Below are 26,165 nucleotides of genomic sequence, written 5' to 3'. Positions count from 1 at the left end.
TCATTTTGTCAAAAATACCGCATAAAAAAACCACTATTAAGCAACACCTTAATAGTGGTCGTATACGTATTATAAGCGAAATAGCATAAAAAATGAATAGCCGCCTTACTTAAACATTAAAGAAACAAACACAATTGAACAAATAATCCCGATTAAATCGGCAAAAAGTCCTACTTTTAATGCATCTCCCATTTTTCTAATTCCAACAGCTCCGAAGTATACTGTTAAAATATAAAAAGTCGTATCTGTACTCCCTTGCATCGTAGAAGCCAATCTTCCAATAAACGAGTCTGGCCCATATGTGGCAATTAAATCGGTCGTAATACTTAAACCAGCAGAGCCTGAAATAGGGCGTATAAGTGCTAGTGGAACAATTTCTGCTGGGACATGAATTAAATCTAACATCGGCTTCATTACTGATATCATTGCATCTAATGCACCTGAAGCTCGAAATATAGAAATAGATACGAGCATTCCAACCATAAACGGTAAAATGGAGATTGCAATTTGAATTCCTTCTTTTCCTCCCTCAACGAACGATTCATAGGTTGGCACTTTCTTTATCGTGCCATATAAAAGGATAAAACCAATTACACAAGGGATTACCCATAATGAAATTGTATTTACAATGCTCATTTTTTCCGCCCCTTCCTACTCCTTCTTCGGTAAAAATAGCGGTCAATCCAAATCGCTCCGATCATAGAGAGTACTTGTGCAATGAATGTTACCCCAACAATTTCAGTAGGATTCGCTGATTCATACGTCATTCGAATCGAAATGACAGTAGTAGGAATTAAAGTAATCGCTGATGTATTTAACGCGAGAAACGTTACCATAGAACGGCTCGCCGAATCCTTCCCTCCATTTAACTCTTTCAATTGTTCCATTGCTTTAATACCAAGAGGGGTCGCTGCATTCCCTAATCCAAAAAAGTTCGCCATCATATTCGATAAAATAAACCCCATTGACGGATGATCTTTCGGTATTTCTGGAAACAACCTTTTTACTATCGGCATAAAAAGTGACACTAACTTTTTTAACAACCCTGCTTCCTCTGCAATTTTCATTAAACCGAGCCAAAATACTAATACACTAATAAGTCCTATACAAATTGTTACTGCATCTTTTGCCCCGTCAAATACGGCTTTATTTATCGCTTCCATCGTTCCATTTATCATGGCATATACAATCCCTATGACTGCCATCGCTACCCATACAAGATTAACCATCGCTCCCAACACCTATCATATGAGAAAAAATTTCTTTCACATTATTCCAATACAGTCCCGTTGTCGCTACTAACTTTCGTTTACTATAAAATAAATTCCGTTCTCCAACTTTCTCGTTGCCAACATAAATTTCTGTCTTTCCAACTTTTACGCCATCATTAAGTTTTGCATTTTTATCGAGTTCAACTTTTAATACGACATTCTTTCTTTCCTGCTCAGTTAATGGCACCGCAAAACTATTTTTCGTATATACATGATTGGCATATTTCTTTTCAGTTATTTCAGCAAGAGCTCCTTGCCCTACAACGTTTGTTTGCTTAAAACTTTCAAAACCTTTATCAAATAAATTCATATGATCATCCCAATCGCTAGAAGCGCTTAAAGTTACGACAATTAGATCTAGTCCATCTTTTGATGCTGTTGTAACAAGTGTCCGCCCTGCTTTCTTCGTAAAACCTGTTTTTCCTCCTGTCGCAAATTCATAATAAGACGTCACGAGTTTATGTTTGTTTTTCCACGGATAATCCCACGAATCTGATTTATACTTTTTTGTCCCAAAAATCTTCTTAAAGGTTTCGTTCCCCATTGCATACTTTGTTAAAAGTGCCATATCATAGGCTGATGAATAATGAGATCCATCACCATCCAAACCATGTGGGTTTGAAAAGTGAGTATCTTTCATTCCAATTTGTTTCGCCTTTTCATTCATTAAATATACGAACCCTTCTATACTTCCTCCTACATTTTCAGCAATTACTTGTGCTGCATCATTACCAGATCTAAGCATGAGTCCGTATACTAAATCCTCTAACTTCACTTTCTGTCCAGGCTTTAAATAAATTGCTGATCCTTCTACTCTCACCGCTTCATTACTAACCGATACCATTTCTTTCATTTTTCCTGATTCAGTAGCTAACAAGGCTGTCATAATTTTTGTTATACTAGCAATTTTTTGTGGCTCATGTTCTGCTTTTCCGTATAATACACGACCGGACTGTTGCTCCATTAATACAGCATTTCGAGCACTGACATTACTGTTCATCTTTGCATATGTAGGAATTGGCATAACGCTTGCGTACATAATAAGAAGCGTGATTATTACACAAATTCGTCTCATATTTCCCCCCACGTCCTTTTGGCACTTTTTGTACAAGTGTATGCTTGGCCTTTTAAAATATGAACGAAATCTCTTTCTCCTTCTAATAAAAAAAACGCAGAGAACCTGCGTCTAATACGGTGTCCATTCAATTTGTTTCGCACTTTCAAATCTTTTTTCTACATCAGGCCAATTTACAACATTCCACCAGTTTTTAATATATTCATCTTTTCGATTTTGGTATTGTAAATAATACGCATGTTCCCACACGTCTAGTACGAGGAGCGGTATCGTATCCCATTGTGTAAATAATTGATGAAGTGTACTCTGCAAAATTTCTAATCTTCCAGATCGTGGTACCCAAACGAGAAGCGCCCAGCCTGATCCTTCCACTTTAGAAGCTGCTTCTGTGAAATGTTTTTGAAAACGTAAAAAACTCCCAAAATCTTGTTCAATCTGTTGTGAAAGAGCCCCTCTTGGACTTCCGCCACCATCTTTTTTCATGTTATTCCAAAATATCGTGTGTAAGTAATGACCTGATCCATGAAAAGCCGCTTCTCTTTCCCAATGCTTAATTAAATCAAACTGATTTGTTTTTCTCGCTTCTTCCATCATCTTCTCTGCCTTATTTAATCCTTCCACGTAACTGCGATGATGTTTATCATGGTGTAACATCATAATTTCTCTAGAAATATACGGTTCTAACGCATTATACGGATAAGGTAATGGTGGAAGTGTATGCCCTCCAATTGGAACAGCTCGTTCACTATCCCCTCTTTCACATAGTTCATATTCCTCTTCTCCCTGCACGAATACTTCCTGCAAATGATGCTGAATATGTTCTACATCATCACTTATTTCATACATAAACTCTGCATCTGTATCATACTCATGCTCTTTCATACGATCTAATAACGTTTGAATTTTATAAGCAAGCATATGGACATCATACACTTCCATTGCACGGCTATCTAATACGTGAAGAACACTTTCACACCAGCTTTCTACTTCATGAAAGTAATCTGTAAATACACCTTGCTGACTCATGTTACACCTCCTTAATGCTATCCCCATAAATATATTCAAAGGAAATCCCTTATATAACTTTACAAAAGGAAAAGAAGCTAAGTCCCCTTAGCTTCTTTTTCGCAATTAATATTTGTGTAACATCTTTGTTTGGTAATCCGTCTCATAATATTCTAGTTCTTCACGCATCAATTGGAATTTTCCTTCTAAACTCTTCATCACTTGCTCTATAGATGTTGGTGGCGTTTGTTGAAAAACGATGGAGTTTTTCCCTGTATAGGCAGACCGACTATTTTCATACCAATGATCACTCTTTGGTGAGAAAAACTCTGCAATTACTTGATGATAAATTTTATATAAAATTTTCTCAGCTGCTGTTTTTCGAAATGGCTGGCTATTTAACAAAACAAAACATGCATCATGTCCTTCTTCACAAAAAACGAGAAGACGTCTTATTGATGCTAATAACCCTTTATAATATTGCTCGTTCCCTGCTGGTGTTTCTTCTAATAAAGAAGGCAACGTATGATAATTTACATAATTGGTTATCAAAGTAATAACATCTTCTAAAAACATAGAGACTTGTTCTGTTTGATTTTCAACCATTAGATTAGACATTTTTTCCCTCTCCTTTGCCATTTCACGCTATTTCTACTCTTTTATTTTTATGTAATTCAGCTAATATTTCTTGTACTTTCACCACTGTTCCCTCATCAAAATATTGTTGGAATGCTTCTATATTATTTAAATATAAACGTTTTTGCATGCGATGCTCATTCTCTTTCAGTAAACAACATATCGCTACAATATCCCGTAAATATATGTCTTGTTCTTCTACTTTACATACTGGATTTCCTTCAAAAGGAGTAATTTCTTGTAAAACCTCTTCAAAATATCGAACGTATAAAACGGAAAAAGTTCTCTCTTTATTATTTAATATATATGTCACTTCAGATCTATTAAAGAAATCTTCTGATGTATTAGGTTTTGCTTTCTCTAACTCATATCCCGCATAACCTATTATAATCATCTACTTCCCCTCACTTCCTTCTTTCAATTTATTTTAACTTAATTTTCCGACAAACGAAATACTCTTTTAAATATAACCCATATAAAAAATAGCTTCCCTATACAGGAATTTACCTTTTTATTTTTCTTGAAGTTTGTCATAATAATATTATTGTCTCAGTTTTCTTATACAAGGAGAGTTGTATTTATGTCGTTTTCATGGAAACGTTTCTTACAAATCGGGAAAATTATCTTCCCATTTGTTGTATTAACAATTGTATTCTTTCAAGCAAAAAAAGAATTAGCAGGCATTTCTTTTTTAGAAGCAATCAATACAATTAAAAACATTCCAACCGGAGGAGTCTTTTTAGCAATTACACTTGGTGCATTTGCCGTATCAACAATGTTCTTTTATGACTATGTTATGCTTCGTTATTTAAAAGCTGATATACCAGTCCAAAAGATTTTTCGTATCTCATGGATTGCTAATACTTTAAATGGATTTATTGGGTTTGGTGGTCTCGTTGGAGCTGGTGTACGCACAATGCTTTATCGTCCATACATAAAAGAAAATGGCAAACTTATTAAAAGTATCGCCTGGATGACAACTGCTTTTATTAACGGACTCGCAATTCTTTCTTTCCTCGGTCTTATTGGAATATTAGACACAAGTTTTATTTTGCATGAAAAACCGTGGCTATGGCCTGTTCTTATTTTCTTCGCCCTTTTCGTCCCTATATACATTGGCTTTTCTAAACTAAAAAATAGAAAACCAAAGCAAATCGAAGGGCAAGAAGAAGAAGGAGAAGAAGAGAAAAACCCAACTGTTTTATACTCATTAGTTTCATTAGTTGAGTGGGTATCTGCCGGTATTGTTATGTACGTCATACTAATATTATTTGGTATCGATATCGAATTTCAAAAGTTTTTAGGTGTGTATGTAATTGCTGCTTTAGCTGGTGTTGTTAGTCTTGTTCCTGGTGGACTTGGTTCATTTGATCTTGTCTTTTTAACTGGGCTCGGACAGTATGGCATTGATACAGGCGTATTACTACCTGCCATGTTATTATATCGCCTCGTCTATTATATTTTACCTTTCTGCCTTGGTCTTATTTTTGCAGCTTTTGAAATGACAGGCGTGGCCATTAAAAAGTTTGAAGATAAACCTTTTATTGCGCCTGCATTAGAAACAACTGGTGTTATATGGACTTTGCAGCGTGATTTTCTAGGAAAACTAGGTTCATGGGCCTCTGCTGCTTTAACAGTATTTGCTGGATTAATGGTTATTTTATCGACCATTCTACCGACAAGTATAAACAGAGCACACGCCTTACATATTCTAGCTCCAAAACATCTTATTCAATTTTCTTTTAGCTTATCACTAACATTTGGTATTCTCCTCCTGATCCTTTCACGAGGCATATATTATGGAACAAAGCGTTCTTACTATATGACGATTATTTCTTTAATCGGAGCAGCCATCTTTAATACGCTAAAAGGGATTGATATTGAAGAGACGTTTATTTTATTAATCGTACTCGCTGTATTATATATGCTTCGTAAAAGATTTGTACGCGAGAAAATGGAAGTCTCACTTTCTGATATGGTAAAAGTTTTTATATTCTTACTCATAACTTTATATTTATATAAAAACTTAGGTATTTTATTTGCAGGTGCAAAAGAAGCTTTTAAACCTGATTTTGTCGTTCGTAATATTACGCAAGTGAAACGAAGTGCATTAGCAGCTGCCTTTTTCGTTCCTACATTTTTACTGATTGGCTCACTCGTTGCCAATCGTTATCGAAATGAATTTCCCGGGCAACCAGCTAATGATAAAAGGTTGCAAAACTTTTTAGATGAACATGATGGTAATGTACTTAGTCATTTAGGATTTTTAGGAGATAAACAATTTTTCTTCAGTAGTGATGGGAAAGCGCTCCTTCTCTTCTCTATAACTGGAAAGCGTCTCGTTGTGCTAGGTGATCCAATTGGGGATCCTTCCTCCTACCGTACTGTGTTACAAGAGTTTTTAGCTGAGGCTGATCGATTTGGATACATTTGTGTATTCTACCAAATAGAAAGTAAATGGATGAGTTTATATCATGATTTTGGTTACAACTTCTTTAAACTTGGTGAAGAAGCTGTCGTTGATTTGAACACATTTACAATAACAGGAAAAAAACGAGCCGGTATGCGAGCGACTTTCAACCGTTTCGAACGAGAAGGCTATACATTCTCTATTCATCAGCCACCATTCTCAAACGAATTATTTGAAGAGTTAAGAAAAGTTTCAGATGCGTGGCTCGGCGGAAAAAAAGAGAAAGGTTTTTCACTCGGATACTTTGATCGTGAATATATTAGCCGAGCACCTATCGCTACATTATGTGATGCGGATGGAAAAATCATCGCATTTACAACCTTTATGCCGGTATATCAAGACGGATCATTGTCTGTTGATTTAATGCGCTATTATCCAGATGCACCTAGCGGCATTATGGATGCAATTTTCATCCACCTATTCCAGTGGGCAAAAGAAAATGAATACCACTCCTTTAATATTGGTATGGCCCCACTTTCAAATGTAGGTTTATCGACACAATCTTTCTGGTCCGAACGAGTTGCTGCTGCCATCTTTAATAATGTTCGTTATACGTATAGTTTCAGCGGGCTACGTCATTTTAAAGAAAAATATAAACCAGCATGGAGCGGTAAATATTTAGCATTTAGAAAGAATCACTCTTTACCAATTACAATGCTCTCTGTAACAAAATTAATAGGAAAACGAAAAAACAGCTAAACATTTAGCTGTTTTTTCGTTTTTGAACTTGTACAATAAATTCTTTTTCATATTTCTTACCATTTATATAGAAATCTCCCCATATTTTATACGTTCCTTCTACAGGAAATGTAATACGATATTGTAATTGCTCATCTGTATCAACAGGTATTGCGTATAAAAAGTTTTCTCGCGTTTCGTCCACGATATAGAGCGCCTCTACTTCTCCTCTCTCTGAATGTAATTTCAATTTGTCACCCTTTTTCGCTTGGAATTGAAATGTTAACGTCGCTGGTTCATTCGGATGCAATGCACCAAATAAAAGAGAAACTTCATACTCCCCTATTTTTTTTGTAAGTACACTGTCGATTGGAAATTTTACTTTTTTCTTATTTTTCTCCTCTATTTCTCTCCCAAAATCTTTCTTCGCAAATGATTTCACAGATTTGTTTTTGTCTTCATATAAAAATATTGTATATCCTTCATCTTTCGCTATTTTGGAAGATACCTTATAGGATCCATTTCCTGCAAATGTAGGTTTCATTTGTTCTACATGCTTTAATTGTCCGTCTACAATAACTGCCCGAATTTGATCATTCACACCACGAACTTCGTTATTTTTATTATTTAGTAATTGAAACGAAATATCTACTTTCTCATTTCCTTTTCCATTTGACACATCCCATTTTACTTCCTGAACATCACCTACAGTCTCTGTAGTTTCCTGATACTTTTTTATGTAAAATCCGCCTACTACAATAAATAGCAAAGCAACAAGTCCAATGACAAGATTTTTCAAAACATCACCTACCATTTTTATTGTCTCTGTTCATACAAAACTTCTTACATATATATTCTAGATTATGATTTATGAAATCCTCCTGCTTTGCACATATTACAAATAATTAAAAGATTTTAATTGAAAGGATTGATAGTGTATAATGCAAATGATATTGATTTCTATCAATACATTATAAGGAGGACTTTTCATGAGTGTACATATTGAAGCAAAACAAGGCGAAATTGCTGAATCTATTCTATTACCTGGTGATCCATTACGTGCAAAATATATCGCTGAAACATTTCTAGAGGACGTTACTTGCTATAATAACGTGCGTGGTATGTTAGGTTTCACTGGAACTTATAAAGGAAAACGCGTATCTGTTCAAGGTACAGGTATGGGTGTTCCTTCTATTTCTATTTATGTAAACGAATTAATCCAAAGCTACGGAGTTAAAAATTTAATTCGCGTTGGAACTTGCGGTGCCATTCAAAAAGACGTAAAAGTACGTGACGTTATTATTGCAATGACAGCTTGTACGGATTCTAATATGAACCGTTTAACATTCCCAGGTTTTGATTTTGCACCAGCTGCAAACTTTGATCTTTTAAAGAAAGCTTACGATGCTGGAACTGAAAAAGGCTTACACGTTCGTGTTGGTAACGTTTTAACAGCAGATGTATTTTACCGCGAAAGCATGGACATGGTTAAAAAACTTGGAGATTACGGTGTACTAGCAGTAGAAATGGAAACAACTGCTCTTTACACATTGGCAGCGAAATACGGTGTAAATGCGTTATCTGTATTAACAGTAAGCGATCACATCTTCACTGGTGAAGAAACAACATCTGAAGAGCGTCAAACTACATTTAACGAAATGATTGAAATTGCTTTAGACGCAGCAATTCAACAATAATACATTAAAGAACTCGTCATACGTCTGTCGAGTTCTTTTTATGTGACTTTTTATTAAAAACTACTTTCGGAAGAGAAAGATTTTCTCCTCTACTTTTTTGTATCGTTTGTTATAATTAAGAAATCATTTACAGTATTTCTCACAAGAGGTGACGCAGTGAAAAACAGAAGTATCGTCTTTAAACTATTTTTATTAACATCAACATTATTTACAATCATATTCCTCCTTTTTTTCTTAGGACAATCTCTATTTTTAGAGAAATTTTATATTAATAAAAAAGTAAAAACAGTTCAAACTGCTTTTGAAAAGTTCGTAAATACTTACGAAAAAAGTGGTAAAACTTATGAGGAAATTCGAAAACTAAAACAAGAATTTCATGATAAAACAAATGCTGAAATGCAGTTTTTAAATACGAACGGCATTATTAAAAGCGACAATAATTTCTACATTGATGTCATTAACCCTAAAAATAATAAAGCATATTCCATTCCACTCAATAATGTTTTAACACCCGAAGAATATAATAAATTCGAAAACTTAGGATTGAAAAAAGATGGAGTGATAAACGTCGTCGGTTTTTTACAAGATTCCACCATAACACCACTAGAATTGACAACAAACTATAATCGATGGCAAAACGAAAATATCAACTCAGATTTTCAATCCATTAATGGAAACCCTGCTAAAAATAGACTTACAAACCGATCCAAAACTGTGACTCAAATTGAGTTTACTGGTATCGTATCTAAGTTACAGCTTCCATCCAAAGCGGATGTTCGTCTTGCAAATGATTTTGAAACATTACAAGCCGTTCAATATTTTGCAGAGATTATTAGAAATGGCACTGCTAACTCGCAGCAATTAAACACTTATATAATAGACGGTGGAGAGAATATAAAAAATAGTATCTTTGTAAAACCTATTGTGGAAAATGGGAAAATTACAGAATACGCTTTTGCGATAGCGTCTTTGCAACCTGTTAATGAAGCGATGCTCGTTTTAAAGGATTATTATGTCTATGCCTTAATCATCGTTTTTCTCGTAATTATTTTGTTATCTTTCTACTATTCAAAAATCATTGTGAAACCATTAATTAAAATGAATCGTGTTACAAAGAAAATGGCCAATTTTGATTTTAGCGAGAAATTACCTGTGACAGCAGACGATGAAATTGGCGGGCTTTCCGGCAGTATTAATACGTTATCTGTAAACTTAAAAGACCGAATCGATCGATTAAATGTTGCCAATACAAAATTACAACAAGATATTGAACGTGAACGTCAATTGGAAAAAACGCGAAAAGAATTCATTTCTGGTGTATCACATGAATTAAAAACACCACTCAGTGTAATTAGAAGTTTCGCAGAAGGAATTAAAGATGGCGTTAGTAAAGATACGACGTATTATACAGATGTTATTTTAGAAGAAACCGAAAACATGAACAGACTTATTGTTGAAATGTTAGAATTAGCAAAACTAGAATCTGGTACGTATAAACTAGATATGACGACATTCTCAATCGGTGAATTAATTCAACAAGTCTATACAAAGTTATTATTTAGCATGGAGGAAAAGCATTTACAAGTGAACATAGATGTAGACTCTTCTATATTTGTTAAAGCGAATCGTAGTCGTATTGAGCAAGTCGTTGTGAACTTACTTAGCAATGCAATTCGCTATACGCCAGATGGAGAAAAAATACAAGTCTCCGTTATAGCAATGGAAGATACAGTAAAGGTCGAAATCGAAAACACAGGAAACCCTATCCCTGAAGAAAGTCTTGAAAAAATTTGGGATCGTTTCTACCGATTAGATGCATCTCGTAGCCGTCATACTGGAGGTACCGGTCTCGGGTTATCTATTGTAAAAAACATTTTAGACCTCCACCATGCCGAGTACGGTGTATACAATACGACTAATAGTGTTGTATTCTACTTTAATTTACAAAAAGTAAAAGAAGTCAAATAATTTGTCTTAATTTCACTAGGAGTTCACATGAAATTCACACTCTCCCTTTATAGTTAGAAACAAGTTAATCCTTTCCTTTACACACATAAAAGAGGAGAGTGCGTGAAATGAAACAAGCAGGACAACCTATTCAAAATGAAAAACAATTAGAAACTATCAAAAATATACTTTTACAATCTTCGAAACGTGATGGCTTATTATTCGTATTAGCTGTAAATTCTGGCTTAAAAGTAAGTGAAATCTTACAATTAAAAGTTAGTGATGTAATCGATGAAAATGAAAATGTTCGCCATTCCATTTTATTTTACAATGAAAAAGTAAAGAAACATAAATGGTTTGCTGTAAATGAAGACCTACAGCACGCGATCGAAGACTACATGAAAGAACGGAAAACTTGGAAACGTAATGAACCATTATTAAAGTCTCAAAAAGGAACGAAATCTATTACGAGACAACATGCATGGTACATTTTAAACAAAGCTGCAAAAGAAGTTGGATTAGAAGGGATTAGCTCACATACACTTCGAAAAACTTGGGGATATTGTGCATACAAATCAGGTGTTGATATCGCATTTTTACAACACTTCTTTGATCATAGTACTCCATCAAAAACTTTAAAGTATATCGGTATTGCTTAATAACTCTTATACATAAAAAAGGTTACCATTTATAAATGGTAACCTTTTTTATGTTTCACATTCTCTTTTCTTGTCTCTCCTATATTGTAGTGGTACTCTAATAGTAAGGGGGAGAAATTATGAACACATTAACAATTGAATTACCGAAAGAAACGGCTGAAAAACTTGATTTATTAAAACAAGCTTATGAAAAGAAAACAGGTGCTTCCATTTCTGAAAGTACTCTTGTTCAAACACTTATCTCAAAAGAATTTATCCAAGCGATAACTCCTTTTGATTTACAACAATTCGTCACTGGAAAAGAACAGCATTAATTGCTGTTCTTTTTTTTGATACTTTATTAGGAGTTTACTAGCATTCTCCCCCGAAAAACTTCTTTGCTTCAGCCAAACCTTTTATCAGGAATCTTCCTACCCGTTACTGTCTCATAAAAAGTTTTTTATTTATTTTTCGGAAAACTATTGACAATGATAATGATAACCATTATCATTTATTACGAAGCCAACAATTGATGAATCAACCAAACGCTCAGTAACATTGTTACCCCTCTTTTTCATATAGAAAGGCACTGTACATTCCCCCTGTTTGTACAGTGCCTTTCTTGTTTATTATCATTCAAACAAATTTAATTGCTCAGGCTTCGGCTCACCATATGTAATGTTCATCATTTTCATAAGCTGTTTCGCATTATCCGCTGCATCTCCGCCCGAATTATTGTTAAATAGTACATATATGTCCTTTGTCTTCTTTTTTAATTGCTCTAATCTTTCTACCCATTCTTCTAATTCTTTATTGTTGTAACGATATAAGCAACGAACCGCTCTCCAATTTTCCCCTTTATCAAGCCACCCATGAACATTCCTACCGTGAAAACGTATAAGTGCCATGTCTGAATTCGTAGCCTCTAACACGAGTGGTACCGAACCTATTCCAGCCTGTGGTTCATCACAAATGGTATGAATCCATTTCCCATGTTTTAGAAACTGTATCGTCTTATCTTTCATTTCGGGATAAAACCATGTTTGATTTCGAAATTCTATGGCACACGGTAAACCTCCCATTTTTTCTTTCGTATATCGAAGGAAATCCACATTTTTCTTTTTACAATCAAACCATGGTGGATATTGAAATAAAATCATTTTTAATTTATCAGCTTCTATTAAAGGCAGAATAGATTGTTTGTACACATCAAACATCTCGTCGAACGTAGAAAAAGGGATTTCACCTTTCATATGTCCCGTCATCCCTTGATATGCTTTTACTATAAAAGCAAAATCTTTCGGTGTTTCCATTGCCCATTTTGTATAGTTTCGTGCAGGTTGCATCGCATAAAATGAACTATCCACTTCCACTATAGGAAAATACTCACTATATGTGCGTAATTTATTTCTATTTTCATAGGGATCTATATATAAAGAATCATGATCTCCCCACCCTGTCACTCCAATGAAAAGCAAATATATCCCTCCCTTTTTAACTTCACCTTCTATTCATTCTACTCACTTCCCGGACACTTCAGCTAATCAATTTTATTAAGTAGCCCCTTCTTTCAGAGTATCCGTATAAAAATATGATATACTAGATGGAAGAATTTTTAAATTGAGGGGTTATTTATTTATGCTTCCAAACGATGATATTGTATCTCATGAAAAACGAATAGAAGAATTAGAAAATAAAGTACGTTTTTATGAAGAACTTGTGAATCAATTACCACATCATTTCACATACAAAAATCCACATATTGGTTTACAAATAAAGAAAACGAGAACGACTCATTCCATTCAAAACATAAAAAAAGAGAATAAAGAGGCTGATTTTCAACTTACTTGCGATTCATTATTTTTATTTGAGCAACTTGAAACATACTTTATTCATATTTTTGATGCTTTTTCACATCATGTAACCTTTGTTAATGCTAAAGGAAATATCACTTTATGTAATCAAGCTGCAGCAGATGATTTTGGTGTAGTACGAAATGATATAATCGGAAAGCCAATTCAACAATTACTACAATTGCCAGAAGAAAAAATTAAAGCTCTCGAAACATTAAGAACGGGAACAGAAATATATAATGAAGAAGTATTAGACAAAAACTATGGCATTTTAAATAACCGAATTATTCGTGATTATAACGGAGAGATTTTTAGAGTTATTAGTGTCTTTCATTATTTAAACACAGAACGTGATGCAGAGAAATTTTCTTTAGCAGGGCGAATTGCAGCTGGGATTGCACATGAAGTACGTAATCCTCTTACAACCGTACGAGGTTATTTACAATTTTTACAAGAAACTGTTTCTCCATCTAATAAAGAATTATTTAAAAACTTACTTATTCCTGAATTAGACCGCGCAAATAGTATTATTACAAAATTTTTAGCTATTTCAAAAACACGCGAATTTACAAGAGAACCGTTTCCTATTAATACATTTTTACGTGAGTATATTCAACAGTTACTAGCTAGTGAAGTCTTTTTACATAACATTTCAATTGATTATAATTTTTCTACCGAATTAGATGATGTATTAGTCCATATTGATCGCCATGAACTTGTGCAAGTTTTTTTAAATCTATTTCAGAATGCTGTCGATGCTCAAGGTGAAAAAAAACTTTCTATCCAAATTACTAGTTATCGCCTAGATAATTTTGTTCGTATTACTTTCACTGATAATGGAATTGGTATTCCAACAGCCATTCAAGAGTATATCTTTGATCCATTCTTCTCAACAAAAGATTCGGGCACAGGACTGGGCTTGTCAGTAACGAAGAAAATTATTCAAAATCATAACGGTACATTAAAAATGACCAGTAATCAAGATGGTACAACTTTCACTATTTCAATTCCAATTTTACCTAAAACAACCCTTGAAAGATTAAATGACTACAAATGAGGTACTCCTCCACAAACTGCATGCCAATTGTTAAATACCTACAACAATTGGCATGCAGTTTTTTATGTTGAATTTTTCGTCTTTACATTATATAAACCTTCTCTTTATCTTACTTATTTTTGCTAAGAGGGCCAATGTCTTATTTTTTTAGAAACGGTAGTTTGTCCATCACGAATTTAGTATAAATTTCATTTTAATATATAGTAACGACTATTGATTCTATGAAAGAAAGGAATGAAAAGATGAACAATAAAAATAAAGGAAAAGTATTTTATGGTAATGATTGTTGCGAAGTCAGAGCTTGTAGTTATATTAACATCTCTAAGTCCGAACTTACAGAATTCGTTAGACTTCTTCAAGCTCTTGGCCAAGCTATTCAAGCTGTCTTTCAAAACCCTTCTCAAAATAATATCGATAACTTGATTGCTGCCCTAAATAACCTACAAAAATTCCTCAATTGCTTAGATTTATCTCCAGCACAAAAACAAATTGGAAATTCTATTATCGCTAATCTATTAACTATTTTAAAAACAAAACCTTTCTCATGCGGAGCATTATATGTTGAGCTACAAAGCCTGCTTAATTATTTATTGTATATCGCTAAATTATTCAAAGTAGATTGCTACACTATCGACAAACTAGTTAAACTCATAACAGAGATCCAAACTATCCTAGTTCAGTACGGATCAGGTTGCCTTGGAGGAGGAGCAACAGGAGCTACTGGTGCTACTGGACCTCAGGGAGCTCAAGGTATTCAAGGACCAGCTGGTGCTACTGGTGCTCAAGGTCCGGCGGGCGCAACAGGTGCAGCGGGCACTCCAATTCCTGTAACTATCGCAGCTATCGGAAACTCAAATCCACAAACTATATCCCCTGGAACAAACATCCAATTCAATCAAGTTTTTGAATTAACTAATATCTCTTTCAACGATACTTCAGATACTTTAACAATTTTAGAAACAGGCGTATATGATATTAGTTTCTCAGCGTCTACAACTTTCCCAGGATCTTCACCATTTGGATTCGGTATTTCATTCAATGTCCAACCACCTAATCGTAACTTCTCAACTAACGTTATCGGTAGTGCTGTTTCTTTCTCTACAATCGTTACTTTACAAGCTGGTACAACGATTGCTGTACAGCCTACAGCAAATACTATTTCTATTCCTAACACAGGTGATACAACTGCAACACTATCCGTATTCCGAATTTACTAATTTTCAATCAATAAGTATATTTATAATAATATGTATCGTTTAACCGTGCATTAAATCTCTCTTTATATAGAAAGGAGCACTTATTTGGGAGGATAAGTGCTCCTTCTTTACGTTTCTTTACCTCAAATTTACTCTGTCTTAATCCTCATTTTGTATGATAAATAGTGAAGTCAAAGATATGAAAGAGGGATGAAAATGAGAGTTATGTCACTAATACGCATTTGGTTTGCTCTTATGGTATGCATTATTTTATGTGTAGGATTTTTTTTAACTCTAAAATATTCCACTATATCAAAAGCAGAGAGAAAAACTGTTCCATACAAACTTTTGTATACAAAACAAAGCAACATCCCTTATTCCAATACCACAAAGAATGAAAAAAAGGTTATAAAAGGAATGCTTATTACGAAAGCTTCTAGTTCCGAAGCGTTACTTCAAATTGCTGAAACGATTAAAGATCAGTATACAAATAAAAAAATCGATGAAATCACACTTTCTATCCACAATGAAAATAATGGTAATTACGAAGAAGAATTACTTTACGAGCCTATTAGTAAAGGAAAAATAATCGTCACATACGATTCTCAATCCTTTGGCAGTACAAATGTTACACTTAACGAGTAATACTATTTATCCCAATTGATATGTGCTAACAACTCGTAGAGATAGATACAGCTCCTCCCACCGATTAAAAGTTCACTTAATTTCTCATACGAAAAAGAGGCGAATTTCGTTATTCGCCTCTTTCTTTTACCAAAATGAAGGAATCCATTCTTTCACTTTATCAATCCACTCTTGTTGCTCTTTTTTTCTTTGTTGTTCCTCTTCTTTTCTTCTCTTCTCTTCTTCTTTTCTTCGTTTTTCCTCTTCTATTGTATTCAATTGTTTTTTATAATCGGCCTCAGATATGAGCGATAACTGGAATGCTTTTTGAGCTGGATTGGCATTCGCTTTTTTCATAATATCCCGGAACATTGTCGTCGTAATTTGACTTCCCCCCGGAACATAATGATCACTATCTGTTTTATCATATCCTACCCAAATCGCACCTACTAAATCTGGTGTGTATCCAACAAACCATGAATCCTTTGCACCGGCGCTTGGTCCATTTACAATTTGAGTAGTTCCTGTCTTACCGGCCGTATCAACATTATTAACTTTCGCCTTTTCGCCCGTTCCCTTTTCGACAACACCTTTTAATAAATATGTCATCTTTTGTGCAATTTTCTCGCTCGTCACTCGTGTCTCTTTCTTATACCACTTTCCAATTGTTTCGCCTTCAGCATTTTGTATCTCTCTAATCGCATGAGCTTCCACTTGAACACCGTCATTTGCAAATGTACTGTATGCTTGAGCCATTACAAATGGAGAGGTCCCAACATGCATCCCGCCTAAAGCAATTGGATACGTACGATCTTCTGGCACTAATGGAATACCAAATCGCTCTAAAGATTTCAATCCTTTATCCAATCCAATTTGTTCCAATAGCCAAACAGCCGAAACATTGTACGACTTTGCCACAGCTTCATACATTGTCACATCACCGTGAAAAGTATGATCACTATTTTGCGGTTTATATTCTTTAATATTAAATGGTTCATCTTTTAATATATCATATACTTCATACCCTTGCTCTAACGCTGGTACATATACAGCCAGAGGCTTTAACGTTGATCCAGGTTGTCTTTTTAATTGGGTTGCATGGTTAAACTGTAAAAACTGATACGGTCCTCTACCCCCAACTAAAGCTGGTACACCACCTGTTTTTGGATTCATAAGAACTACACCCGTTTGCATAAGCTGGTCTGAGCCATTATCTTTGAAATAACTCTCATTATTCACAACGTCTTCTACAGCCTGTTGTCTTTTCGGATCAAGCTCTGTATAAATACGATAACCACCTGCTAAAATTTCATTTTGTGTTAATTCGTACTTGTCCATAGCTTCCCTAACAATATAATCTACATATTGAGAGTATTTCCCCTTGTATTTATCATCCACACCACGTTTTAACACAAGACCGCTCTCTTTTTCTTTATTATACTGTTCGTCAGAAATATATCCTTGCTCTTTCATTAAACTTAATACAACATTACGTCGTTCGATTGACTTATTAAAGTTTTTATAGGGCGAATACGCAGACGGTGCTTTAATCAAACCAGCAATCGTTGCAGCCTCTGAAACCGTTAAATCTTTTACATCTTTATCAAAATAAGATTTAGCTGCCCTTTTTATACCCCAAGCCCCTTCACCAAAATAAATTTGGTTCATATACATTTCAATAATTTCATCTTTCGTATACGTACGCTCTATTTTTTTTGTTAAAAAATATTCCTTTATTTTTCGAGAGTATGTGCGGTCTTGTGTCAGAAATACATTTTTCGCAAGTTGTTGTGTAATTGTACTTCCCCCTGCTACAACTTCTCCTGCTGTAATATTTTTAAAAACTGCACTTATAATTCCACTATAGTAAATACCGTGATGGTTAAAAAACTCCTTATCTTCTACTGCAACAATTGCCTGAACCATAATGTCAGGAATATCTTTCCTTTTAACACCTTCTGTTTTAGAAGAAGCTAATTTAGTCGCAACTTCATTATTTGCATCATAAATTAAGGTCGGTTGCGGAACAGCTTGTTTTAATTCAGATATGTCTTGAATGGAAATTATTATATTTATAGCAATAAATAGAGTAGCGAGTAAACTCCCTAATACAATTAATGAATTACGAAGTTTCTTCCTCTTGTTGAACCACTCCTGCATTTTTTTCAAGTGAGTGTTCTTCAATTTCATTCGTTCACTTCCTTCGTTTGTTTACACTCTTCTTTTCAAAAGGAAGAATATACCTCCTTTTAAATTTATTATAATAACGTAGTCGTTCCTATAGTGTAAAGCTTTTCTTTCACATTCATACTTTTTGCAAGAAAAGGACATTCTACAAGTAAGATATTCACTATTGATTATTAATATTATTAATACAACAATGAGAGTTATGTTAAGTTTTTGTAAACTTTTCGATAAAATGTTTTAAAAAACGACAGTTTTTTGTTAGAATTGACTAGCCAATATATTTTACATATATTACTTTTGTGGGGGTAACTAATAATGGTATTTAAATCAAAAAAAGATAAATTTTCTGAAATGTTAATGAATGTTTCCGAAAATTTAAAAGAAGGCGCGCAGTTTTTCGTGGAGTATAAAATTAAAAATGCTAGCGATTTAAAAGAGTTTTCTATGCGCATGAAAGAGTATGAGTCAAAAGGTGACACATTTATTCACGAAATCATTATGGAGCTAAACAAAGCGTTTATTACTCCAATTGAACGTGAGGACATCCTACAACTTGCAATGAGTATGGATGATGTATTAGACGGATTAGATCATAGTGCTGGTCTATTCGAAATGTATTCTATTACAGAAGCTGATGAATACATGATTAAATTCGTTGAAGCAATTAATCAATGTGCGATTGAGATTGCAAATTCTGTTGAACTACTGTCTAAAAAGAAGTTAGTCGACATTCGTACGAACGCAATTAAGATTAAGGATTACGAATCACAATGTGATGATATTCGCCGTCATGCGATTAAGCACTTATTCTCTCGTGAGAAAGATCCGATTAAGATTATTCAATACAAAGAGATTTACGAAGAGCTTGAAGAAGTAGCGGATAGCTGCCAAAGCGTTGCAAACGTATTAGAAACAATTATTATGAAGAACGCGTAAGGAGTTTGATCATGGATACACTCTTGATACTGACCGTTTTAGTAGTCATTTGCGCTTTAGCTTTTGACTTTATCAATGGATTTCACGATACAGCAAACGCTATTGCAACGGCTGTTTCAACGAAAGCTCTAAAGCCTAGACATGCAATTATTATGGCAGCTATTATGAACTTTTTAGGTGCGATGACATTTACAGGTGTAGCAAAAACGATTACAAAAGATATCGTTGATCCATTTGCCTTGCAAAATGGTTCTCTTGTAATTTTAGCTGCTTTGCTTGCGGCAATAGCTTGGAATTTAATTACTTGGTACTACGGTATTCCAAGTAGTTCTTCGCATGCAATTATCGGCTCAATCGCAGGTGCAGCTATCGCTGCTGCCGGTATTAGCTCATTAAATCTTAAAGGGTTCATAAAAATTCTTGAAGCTTTAATCATTTCACCGATTATCGCTTTTGTTATTGGTTATATCGTATACAGTATTTTTAAAGTGGTCTTTAAAAACTTTAATTTAACGAAAACGAACAAAAACTTCCGTATATTCCAGATCTTCACTGCAGCATTACAAGCTTATACACATGGTACGAATGATGCACAAAAAGCAATGGGAATCATTACGATGGCTCTTATGGCCAATAACTATCATACTTCTGACGACATCCCGTTCTGGGTACAATTATGTTGTGCAATCGCAATGGGTCTTGGTACTTCTGTCGGCGGATGGAAAATTATTAAAACTGTCGGTGGACAAATTATGAAAATTCGTCCTGTAAATGGGGTAGCTGCTGATTTATCATCATCACTTGTTATTTTCGGCGCAACATTCATTCACTTACCGGTTAGTACAACGCACGTTATCTCTTCTTCTATTTTAGGGGTTGGTGCTTCACATCGTGTGAAAGGTGTAAAATGGGGAACTGCAAAACGTATGTTAATTACATGGGTTATTACACTTCCTATTTCAGCTTCGTTAGCTGCATTATTTTACGCTTTATTACACTTAATCTTTTAATTAAAAGTCGTCTTCCTTATTTTTCTAGGAAGACGACTTTTTTGTGAACAAACCTTTTTCTTATTAAAAAGCGTGTATAATAATTGGTGGATAAGTTATATAGAGGAGTTGGAAATTTTGGAATACATCATGTTACTTTTCATCGGATTAATCGCCGGGACAGTCGGGAGTCTAGTCGGGCTTGGTGGCGGAATTATTATTGTTCCGTTATTAATCGGATTACACAGTCTATCACCACAACTTGCAGTAGGAACTTCAATGGTAACAGTCGTTTTTACAGGACTATCTTCCACCCTTACTTATATGAAGCATAAACGAGTAGATTACAAAAGTGGACTTATTTTATTTATCGGGAGTGGCCCTGGTGGTATCATCGGCTCATGGGCAAACAAATTTTTAAACCAAGATACATTTTCTTTATATTTTGGGATTTTCCTTATTTTTGTCTCCATTCTTCTTATGTTACGAGACAAATTAAACCCCCTTTCTTTATCAAATATGACGGTAATTAAGCGTTCTTTTACAGATAACGAAGGAAACACTGTACACTATCAATTTCCACCGCTTCTCGCTATCTTTATCGCCTTTATAGTTGGTTTTATATCTGGGTTATTTGGAATTGGCGGCGGTGCCTTACTTGTTCCAGCAATGATGCTACTTTTTGCATTCCCAGCACATATTGCTGTAGCAACTTCGATGTTTATCGTATTTTTATCAGCAATTGTAAGTTCTGCAACTCACATCTCCCTTGGAAATGTCAGCTGGGTTTACGCATTAATTCTTATTCCTGGTGCATGGATTGGCGGAAAAATCGGGGCTTATATTAATACAAAATTAAGTGGTAATGCCGTAATTAATTTATTACGTATCACATTAATTATTCTCGGAACTAGATTAATCATCACTTCTTTTTTATAACGCGTTCTTTTTAGAATGCGTTTTTCTTATACACATGAATATAAAAATCCTCCTAAGAGAACAAATAAAATTAAACAAACACATAATAACATATAATTGGAAATATGTACTTTCTTCAAGTTGACCACTCCTATAACTGCGACTGTTATCTTTATGATAGCGAAAAAATAATTCACTTGCAGTTACAAAGTGCTAACAATGCAAAATCATTTATTACAAATTTTATCCTTATATTTCATTTCTTTGTATATTCTATCGTTTTAATAAAAAAAGATGTCATATTGACATCTTTTTTAGTGAAGAAGTGACCATCCCATAAAATCCTCATGTACTTGGCACGCCCTCTTATCATTTCGATCATATAATTCAGCATAACTATCTGTTTCTTCATCATAAGCCATCGTATAAATAATTTGGCCGTCTACTTCAACGGATAACACGACTCCACCTTTCATCTCTTCTACATGAATGATAGCATTCGCCGGAATTCTCATATCCGTCATTTTTATCGCATCTAACAATATACTAAACCCCCTACAGCGTATTCATTGCTAGTACTATTACACACTAAATAGTATACTACTGTAATAGCATATATTTCGTCAATGAAATTGCTGTTTAAATAGCATATTGTCTTTATACATATACGCTAAAATAGAAGAAATAGAAATGTTTAAATGGGGGGCTAACATTGATTCTACACAAAGGAGATGTACTATTCCGTCAAGGCGAGGACGGTCCTTTATATTTTATAAAAACAGGTTTATTAAAAGTAGTACGGATAGAAGAAGATGGAACACCATTTCTATTCAACATTATCGTTCCAGGTGAAACGATACCTCACCATTCTTTAATTTCACCGAAGGAATATCACGGTACAGCAATCGCTTTAATGAAAACAGAAGTTGAACCTATAATTAGTAATGAATGGTACGATCAACTTCAGGCAAATCCTGCATCATATGCGAATATCGCTATGCAACTACAATCAAAATTAAGAATGATGCAACAGCGTATCGATCAATTGACAACCGTCTCTCCGAAAGAACGTCTACATCGTTTACAAGAATGGTTCACACTATATTTAGGTGACATTCCTATATATGAAATATTAACACAAACTGAAATCGGTCAACTCATAGGTATACGCCGTGAAACAGTAAATCGGCTGTTAAGAGAACAAATAAAAAACGAGGTAAAATAATACCTCGTTTTTTCGCTTATTCAAATCCATTCTATTGTAAGCTTGCTGCTGGACCGAAAAATTCATAATAAATATGCTCTTGTTTCACACCTAAATCAGTTAGTGCAGCATTTATATGTTTCATAAATGGTACTGGACCACAGAAATAAAATTCTGCTTCAGTTGTCGGAATGATAGTTTGTAACCATTCAGCTTCAATGAAACCTTCTTTATCAAAGTTCTTCATTTCCAAGTCTTTTTCAGTTGGTGCAGAATAGCAAGTGTATGCTTTAACTTGTTCGTATTCATTATCTACTGCCTCAACGTGTTCTTTCATTGCATGTGTATTACTATTTATCGCTGCATGAACAAAACATACATTACGTTTTGAGTTTTTTTCAATTAACGTATTTAGCATACTCATCATTGGTGTAATACCTACTCCACCACTAATTAGCACAACTGGTAATGTTGAATCCATATTTAATACGAAATCTCCTGCTGGTGCACTTACCGGTAACATATCCCCTTCTTCTACATGATCGTGTAAGTAGTTAGATACTTTACCGTCCGGTGTATCTACACCTTTTTCTTTCTTTACACTAATACGATAATATTCTTTTCCAGGAGCATCTGATAAACTATATTGACGATTATGTGTATACGTTTCACCTTCTATGTTTATTTGAATCGTTACATATTGTCCTGGGATGAATGAAGAAACTTGCCCTCCATCCTCAGGTTTTAAATAAAATGATGTAATAACGTCGCTTTCCTTCACTTTTTTAACAACCACAAAGTTACGGAAATCTTTCCATCCACCTTCTTTATGTGCCGCTTCTTCATACATCTCTGCTTCAATGCTAATGAATGCATCAGCAATGACACCATAAGCTTCGCCCCATGCATTTAAAACTTCATCAGGTGCACCTGCGACCTCTTTAATTGCACGTAGTAAACATGTACCTACAATTGGGTAATGCTCTGCTTTAATACCTAAACTTCTATGCTTATGACCAATTTGTTTTACAACTGGAATAATAGCTTCTAAATTATCAATATACGTTGCAGCTGCATAAACAGCATTCGCTAGCGCTTGTTGTTGTCTTCCCTTTTTCTGATTTGTATGGTTGAAAATATTCAATAACTCCGGATGTTCCGAAAATAAAATTTGATAAAATCTCGTTGTAATTTCAACGCCTTTTTCTTGTAATAATGGTACTGTTGACTTTACGATTTCAATTGTTTTTGCACTTAACATTGTATCCCACTCCTCTATTTCCTTAACTGTTTTTAGTTTAACTGAATTGTATAGTACATATTGTGATTTTAATCACTATTAACACGGTGTTTTTGTGAATAATATATGAACATTGCACTTACAAAAGAAAATAAGCCAACTAGAATTCTAGCTAACTTATTATTTGGACTGTATAGCTTGTTCAATTACCCTTATATCTTTCCCATCTCCAAACTCTGTATACCCCCAGATGTTCGTTTCACCTCTATATTTATTTACAATAATATCTAAGTCATGGTATATACGATGTGCATAAACTACATACTCAATATTTTGAAGTTCCACACCTTTTTTTACAATTTCATAGCTTCTATTTACATCACGTTTTATTTTTTCATTCTTTATTTCTGTATGTATATTTTTTAAAGACGATTCTTGTTGTTGAAACCATTGTTTAAATTGGTTCCAGTCCCCTTCTGTATAATTCTCTGCTTTACCGTAATTTAAGAAATTATTATAACTTTCATGCGTCATACGAATAAAATCTAGCACTTTTGTCTCTTCTTGCACATCTTCTATTTGGGCTATTGTACTTACCTCAGCAGGCTTATTCGCATAATGTAATAGCAATTTCATAAGACTATAGCTCGCAATGATCATTACGATAATAATCCCGAATACAATTAACAATTTCTTCATATACAGAACTCCTTCTCTACTAAAAATATTACAATGTATGACTATACTTGTAACATTCTCTCGTAGAAGTATAATTCCTTTGTCAACTACCCCCACTGAGTTGACACGTTTCAGTGGGGGCTTGAGTTAGAAATCTAGGTCTTTTCAGACAGTTTGACGCTCTAGCATTCATGCCACCCTACGGTAACACCCCAAGTATGTTTTTGGTTGGTACTGGCAATGAACTATTGTTTTCCCACTTGCACCACCCTTTCGAAAAAGAGCAGTTCTTCCTTGTGAAAGAAGCCACCACTCAGATGAATCCGGCGTGTGCTACAAGCCCCGACAAGTCGAGTACACATGGATGGTTGACGCACCCACTAAGCTATGCGCGAAGCAACAGCCTTACGTTTTTGCACTTCTAATAGAATCGGCGTTTTCACTTTGAGAGTGTCATCCAATTGTACAACTCTTGATTTTTGCAATGTATTCAGCGCACCATTAATATCAGCATGGATACATGTTCCTGCTTTACTTTGATACAGACCACGAGTGATTCGTTTGCCACTAAAGCGATAATGAATCCTATCATCCTCAGACCAAACTGGAACCGGATCTTTATCAAGAAAACTAGCTTTTGAAGTATAGCTTTCTTCTTGTTTTAAAAATCGTATACCTTCTTTTACACACTTATTCTCAATCGCTGCCATCAGTTTATGAAATGGGATTTGAACAAATGTTTGATTATTCTTTTTTCCCATATCTGATTTTTGTTTCCAGCCAGCGTTATACCCTACGACAACCGTATCTATGCCGAATGCTTTCACTTTTTTAAACAACAAACCTACCGTTTGTGAAATGTAACCGTTTATTTGTCGTTCCCGTTTATGCCAAAGTGCAGCCATTCTATTCGTTACAACACGTTTTGAAAGTCCATTGTCCATATTTTTCAGTTGCAGATTACGTATCATTTTGTTGAAGTATTGGTTTATGGATTTTAATTTTTTTCCATCAATTAAGAATGTATCACCCGTATTTATTACACAACTTACTAATCTGTCTACACCTAAATCGCAACTCAAAGCGTTACTAGTAGTCGTGGATGGCTTCTTCATTTGAGAAACGTGCATTTCATATGTGTAATGCACCTCAAAGAACCGACCTTTTTGCTTTGGTACAATCTCAATGTAGGAAATTTTTTTATTTCTTAAGTTTTTAGGCATACGTATTTTAATGGAACGGAATTTTTTTCTGAATGCTACATTCATCGGAATCATCCAAAACCCGTTATCATCCACTTTTGGAACTTGATAGATTTCAATGATTCGTTTGTCAGTTGAACGAGAATAATTCGGAAACTTAGGACGACCTGTGAACTTCTCAGGATTTTTCTTCCACTGTTCCCATGCTTTAAAAAAGCTCTTCACTTCTGTAAATAAGGCTCTACGAATCGCTTGAACAGAGTTTGATTGCATGCCCGAGTAGTTCATATCGGCTTGCATGGCAGTGTCCACTTCTTTTACAGTAGCCATTTTGTTATTGTTCAAGTAACTTTGTTTCATCGTGTACAATCCAACATTTCGCAATGCTTTTGAACTATGTGACATGCGTTGCAGTAAGCGAAATTCTTTTGCAGTAAGGCACGCTCGTCCGATATTCTGTTTCTGCGTGAATCGTTGCATGTTTTCTCTTTTCTTTTGTTTGCGCAATACTTTCACTGCTTTCTTTCTAGCCATTGTTTTCACCACCTTTCTTAGAGAGTTCATTAAAATTATTCCTTTCCTAAGATCATGTTTTATCTTAGGAAAGAAATATTTTTGTAATTGTTAATTACTTTTGAATCAAATAACCAAATGATTATTATTA

25 protein-coding genes are annotated in these 26,165 nt (G+C 34.5%); 12 read left to right on the top strand and 13 right to left on the bottom strand.

What is annotated here, in order from left to right; translation table 11 throughout:
- Positions 1-105 precede the first annotated feature (105 nt).
- From spmB to AC3WTA_RS14960, 6 genes are all read right to left on the bottom strand, one after another.
- Positions 106-636, bottom strand: a complete 531-nt coding sequence (gene spmB / locus AC3WTA_RS14985; protein WP_000029511.1) for a spore maturation protein SpmB — start codon at positions 634-636, stop codon at positions 106-108.
- Positions 633-1,229: a spore maturation protein SpmA gene (gene spmA, locus AC3WTA_RS14980; protein WP_000247806.1), complete on the bottom strand. Its 597-nt coding sequence runs from the start codon at positions 1,227-1,229 to the stop codon at positions 633-635. The genes spmB and spmA overlap by 4 nt, the downstream gene beginning before the upstream one ends.
- The gene (locus tag AC3WTA_RS14975) at positions 1,222-2,346 is read right to left on the bottom strand and encodes a D-alanyl-D-alanine carboxypeptidase family protein (protein ID WP_001252629.1); all 1,125 of its coding nucleotides are present in this window, start codon (positions 2,344-2,346) and stop codon (positions 1,222-1,224) included. The genes spmA and AC3WTA_RS14975 overlap by 8 nt, the downstream gene beginning before the upstream one ends.
- Before the next feature lie 111 nt (positions 2,347-2,457).
- Entirely contained in the window at positions 2,458-3,372 is a 915-nt protein-coding gene (locus AC3WTA_RS14970; protein WP_000082668.1) for a superoxide dismutase, read from the bottom strand.
- A 105-nt stretch (positions 3,373-3,477) separates the two neighbouring features.
- Positions 3,478-3,969 carry a YpuI family protein gene (locus AC3WTA_RS14965; RefSeq protein ID WP_000067573.1) on the bottom strand — a complete coding sequence of 164 codons (492 nt, stop codon included), beginning with the start codon at positions 3,967-3,969 and terminating at the stop codon, positions 3,478-3,480.
- Between the two features lie 22 nt (positions 3,970-3,991).
- The gene (locus AC3WTA_RS14960) at positions 3,992-4,381 is read right to left on the bottom strand and encodes a hypothetical protein (protein WP_000583792.1); all 390 of its coding nucleotides are present in this window, start codon (positions 4,379-4,381) and stop codon (positions 3,992-3,994) included.
- Positions 4,382-4,567: 186 nt separating this feature from the next.
- On the opposite strand from AC3WTA_RS14960, the gene mprF reads away from it, so the two are divergent.
- A complete protein-coding gene (mprF, locus tag AC3WTA_RS14955; protein WP_000010855.1) occupies positions 4,568-7,156 on the top strand; it encodes a bifunctional lysylphosphatidylglycerol flippase/synthetase MprF in 2,589 nt (862 codons plus the stop codon).
- Positions 7,157-7,160: 4 nt separating this feature from the next.
- Here mprF and AC3WTA_RS14950 read toward each other — a convergent pair whose 3' ends face one another.
- Positions 7,161-7,949, bottom strand: a complete 789-nt coding sequence (locus AC3WTA_RS14950) for a DUF8832 domain-containing protein (RefSeq protein ID WP_000232617.1) — start codon at positions 7,947-7,949, stop codon at positions 7,161-7,163.
- Between the two features lie 175 nt (positions 7,950-8,124).
- Here AC3WTA_RS14950 and deoD point away from each other — a divergent pair, with 175 nt between their 5' ends.
- The 4 genes from deoD (at position 8,125) to AC3WTA_RS14930 (ending at position 11,752) form a co-directional block, all read left to right on the top strand.
- Positions 8,125-8,832 (top strand): purine-nucleoside phosphorylase, encoded by a 708-nt coding sequence (deoD, locus tag AC3WTA_RS14945; protein WP_000110707.1) that lies wholly within the window; start codon positions 8,125-8,127, stop codon positions 8,830-8,832.
- Positions 8,833-8,988: 156 nt separating this feature from the next.
- On the top strand, positions 8,989-10,800 hold the full coding sequence (locus AC3WTA_RS14940) for a sensor histidine kinase (protein WP_000797536.1): 1,812 nt from the start codon (positions 8,989-8,991) through the stop codon (positions 10,798-10,800).
- 107 nt (positions 10,801-10,907) lie between these two features.
- Positions 10,908-11,438: a tyrosine-type recombinase/integrase gene (locus AC3WTA_RS14935; RefSeq protein WP_000806236.1), complete on the top strand. Its 531-nt coding sequence runs from the start codon at positions 10,908-10,910 to the stop codon at positions 11,436-11,438.
- 119 nt (positions 11,439-11,557) lie between these two features.
- Complete coding sequence (locus AC3WTA_RS14930) at positions 11,558-11,752, top strand: DUF3924 domain-containing protein (protein ID WP_001094861.1); 195 nt, start codon at positions 11,558-11,560, stop codon at positions 11,750-11,752.
- A 297-nt stretch (positions 11,753-12,049) separates the two neighbouring features.
- On the opposite strand, the gene AC3WTA_RS14925 is transcribed toward AC3WTA_RS14930, so the two are convergent.
- A complete protein-coding gene (locus tag AC3WTA_RS14925; RefSeq protein WP_000897339.1) occupies positions 12,050-12,895 on the bottom strand; it encodes a DUF72 domain-containing protein in 846 nt (281 codons plus the stop codon).
- 160 nt (positions 12,896-13,055) lie between these two features.
- On the opposite strand from AC3WTA_RS14925, the gene AC3WTA_RS14920 reads away from it, so the two are divergent.
- From AC3WTA_RS14920 to AC3WTA_RS14910, 3 genes are all read left to right on the top strand, one after another.
- Positions 13,056-14,327 (top strand): ATP-binding protein, encoded by a 1,272-nt coding sequence (locus AC3WTA_RS14920; protein WP_000937263.1) that lies wholly within the window; start codon positions 13,056-13,058, stop codon positions 14,325-14,327.
- Positions 14,328-14,548: 221 nt separating this feature from the next.
- The gene (locus tag AC3WTA_RS14915; RefSeq protein WP_033657681.1) at positions 14,549-15,544 is read left to right on the top strand and encodes a Gly-Xaa-Xaa repeat protein; all 996 of its coding nucleotides are present in this window, start codon (positions 14,549-14,551) and stop codon (positions 15,542-15,544) included.
- A gap of 195 nt (positions 15,545-15,739) precedes the next feature.
- Complete coding sequence (locus AC3WTA_RS14910; RefSeq protein WP_001265570.1) at positions 15,740-16,168, top strand: hypothetical protein; 429 nt, start codon at positions 15,740-15,742, stop codon at positions 16,166-16,168.
- 126 nt (positions 16,169-16,294) lie between these two features.
- Here AC3WTA_RS14910 and AC3WTA_RS14905 read toward each other — a convergent pair whose 3' ends face one another.
- Entirely contained in the window at positions 16,295-18,337 is a 2,043-nt protein-coding gene (locus tag AC3WTA_RS14905) for a transglycosylase domain-containing protein (protein ID WP_000769285.1), read from the bottom strand.
- A gap of 312 nt (positions 18,338-18,649) precedes the next feature.
- Here AC3WTA_RS14905 and AC3WTA_RS14900 point away from each other — a divergent pair, with 312 nt between their 5' ends.
- The 3 genes from AC3WTA_RS14900 to AC3WTA_RS14890 all read left to right on the top strand — a co-directional run bounded on the left by AC3WTA_RS14900 (position 18,650) and on the right by AC3WTA_RS14890 (position 21,198).
- A complete protein-coding gene (locus AC3WTA_RS14900) occupies positions 18,650-19,270 on the top strand; it encodes a DUF47 domain-containing protein (protein ID WP_000231452.1) in 621 nt (206 codons plus the stop codon).
- An 11-nt stretch (positions 19,271-19,281) separates the two neighbouring features.
- On the top strand, positions 19,282-20,280 hold the full coding sequence (locus AC3WTA_RS14895) for an inorganic phosphate transporter (RefSeq protein ID WP_000380274.1): 999 nt from the start codon (positions 19,282-19,284) through the stop codon (positions 20,278-20,280).
- 117 nt (positions 20,281-20,397) lie between these two features.
- Positions 20,398-21,198: a sulfite exporter TauE/SafE family protein gene (locus AC3WTA_RS14890; protein ID WP_000455764.1), complete on the top strand. Its 801-nt coding sequence runs from the start codon at positions 20,398-20,400 to the stop codon at positions 21,196-21,198.
- A gap of 293 nt (positions 21,199-21,491) precedes the next feature.
- Here the strand turns inward: AC3WTA_RS14890 and AC3WTA_RS14885 are convergent, their stop codons facing one another.
- Positions 21,492-21,719 carry a hypothetical protein gene (locus AC3WTA_RS14885; RefSeq protein WP_000882907.1) on the bottom strand — a complete coding sequence of 76 codons (228 nt, stop codon included), beginning with the start codon at positions 21,717-21,719 and terminating at the stop codon, positions 21,492-21,494.
- Positions 21,720-21,889: 170 nt separating this feature from the next.
- Here AC3WTA_RS14885 and AC3WTA_RS14880 point away from each other — a divergent pair, with 170 nt between their 5' ends.
- On the top strand, positions 21,890-22,402 hold the full coding sequence (locus tag AC3WTA_RS14880) for a Crp/Fnr family transcriptional regulator (RefSeq protein ID WP_000600574.1): 513 nt from the start codon (positions 21,890-21,892) through the stop codon (positions 22,400-22,402).
- A gap of 31 nt (positions 22,403-22,433) precedes the next feature.
- Here AC3WTA_RS14880 and hmpA read toward each other — a convergent pair whose 3' ends face one another.
- The 3 genes from hmpA to AC3WTA_RS14865 all read right to left on the bottom strand — a co-directional run bounded on the left by hmpA (position 22,434) and on the right by AC3WTA_RS14865 (position 26,035).
- Positions 22,434-23,642 carry an NO-inducible flavohemoprotein gene (hmpA, locus tag AC3WTA_RS14875; protein WP_000947341.1) on the bottom strand — a complete coding sequence of 403 codons (1,209 nt, stop codon included), beginning with the start codon at positions 23,640-23,642 and terminating at the stop codon, positions 22,434-22,436.
- 159 nt (positions 23,643-23,801) lie between these two features.
- Positions 23,802-24,320, bottom strand: a complete 519-nt coding sequence (locus tag AC3WTA_RS14870) for a hypothetical protein (RefSeq protein WP_000734813.1) — start codon at positions 24,318-24,320, stop codon at positions 23,802-23,804.
- A gap of 359 nt (positions 24,321-24,679) precedes the next feature.
- A complete protein-coding gene (locus AC3WTA_RS14865; protein WP_000101444.1) occupies positions 24,680-26,035 on the bottom strand; it encodes an RNA-guided endonuclease TnpB family protein in 1,356 nt (451 codons plus the stop codon).
- Between the last annotated feature and the right edge of the window lie 130 nt (positions 26,036-26,165).

This window comes from Bacillus sp. EB106-07-01-XG149, from assembly GCF_058791555.1.
Note: the sequence above shows the minus strand (reverse complement) of the source record. Positions and strands in the feature narration are given on the sequence as shown.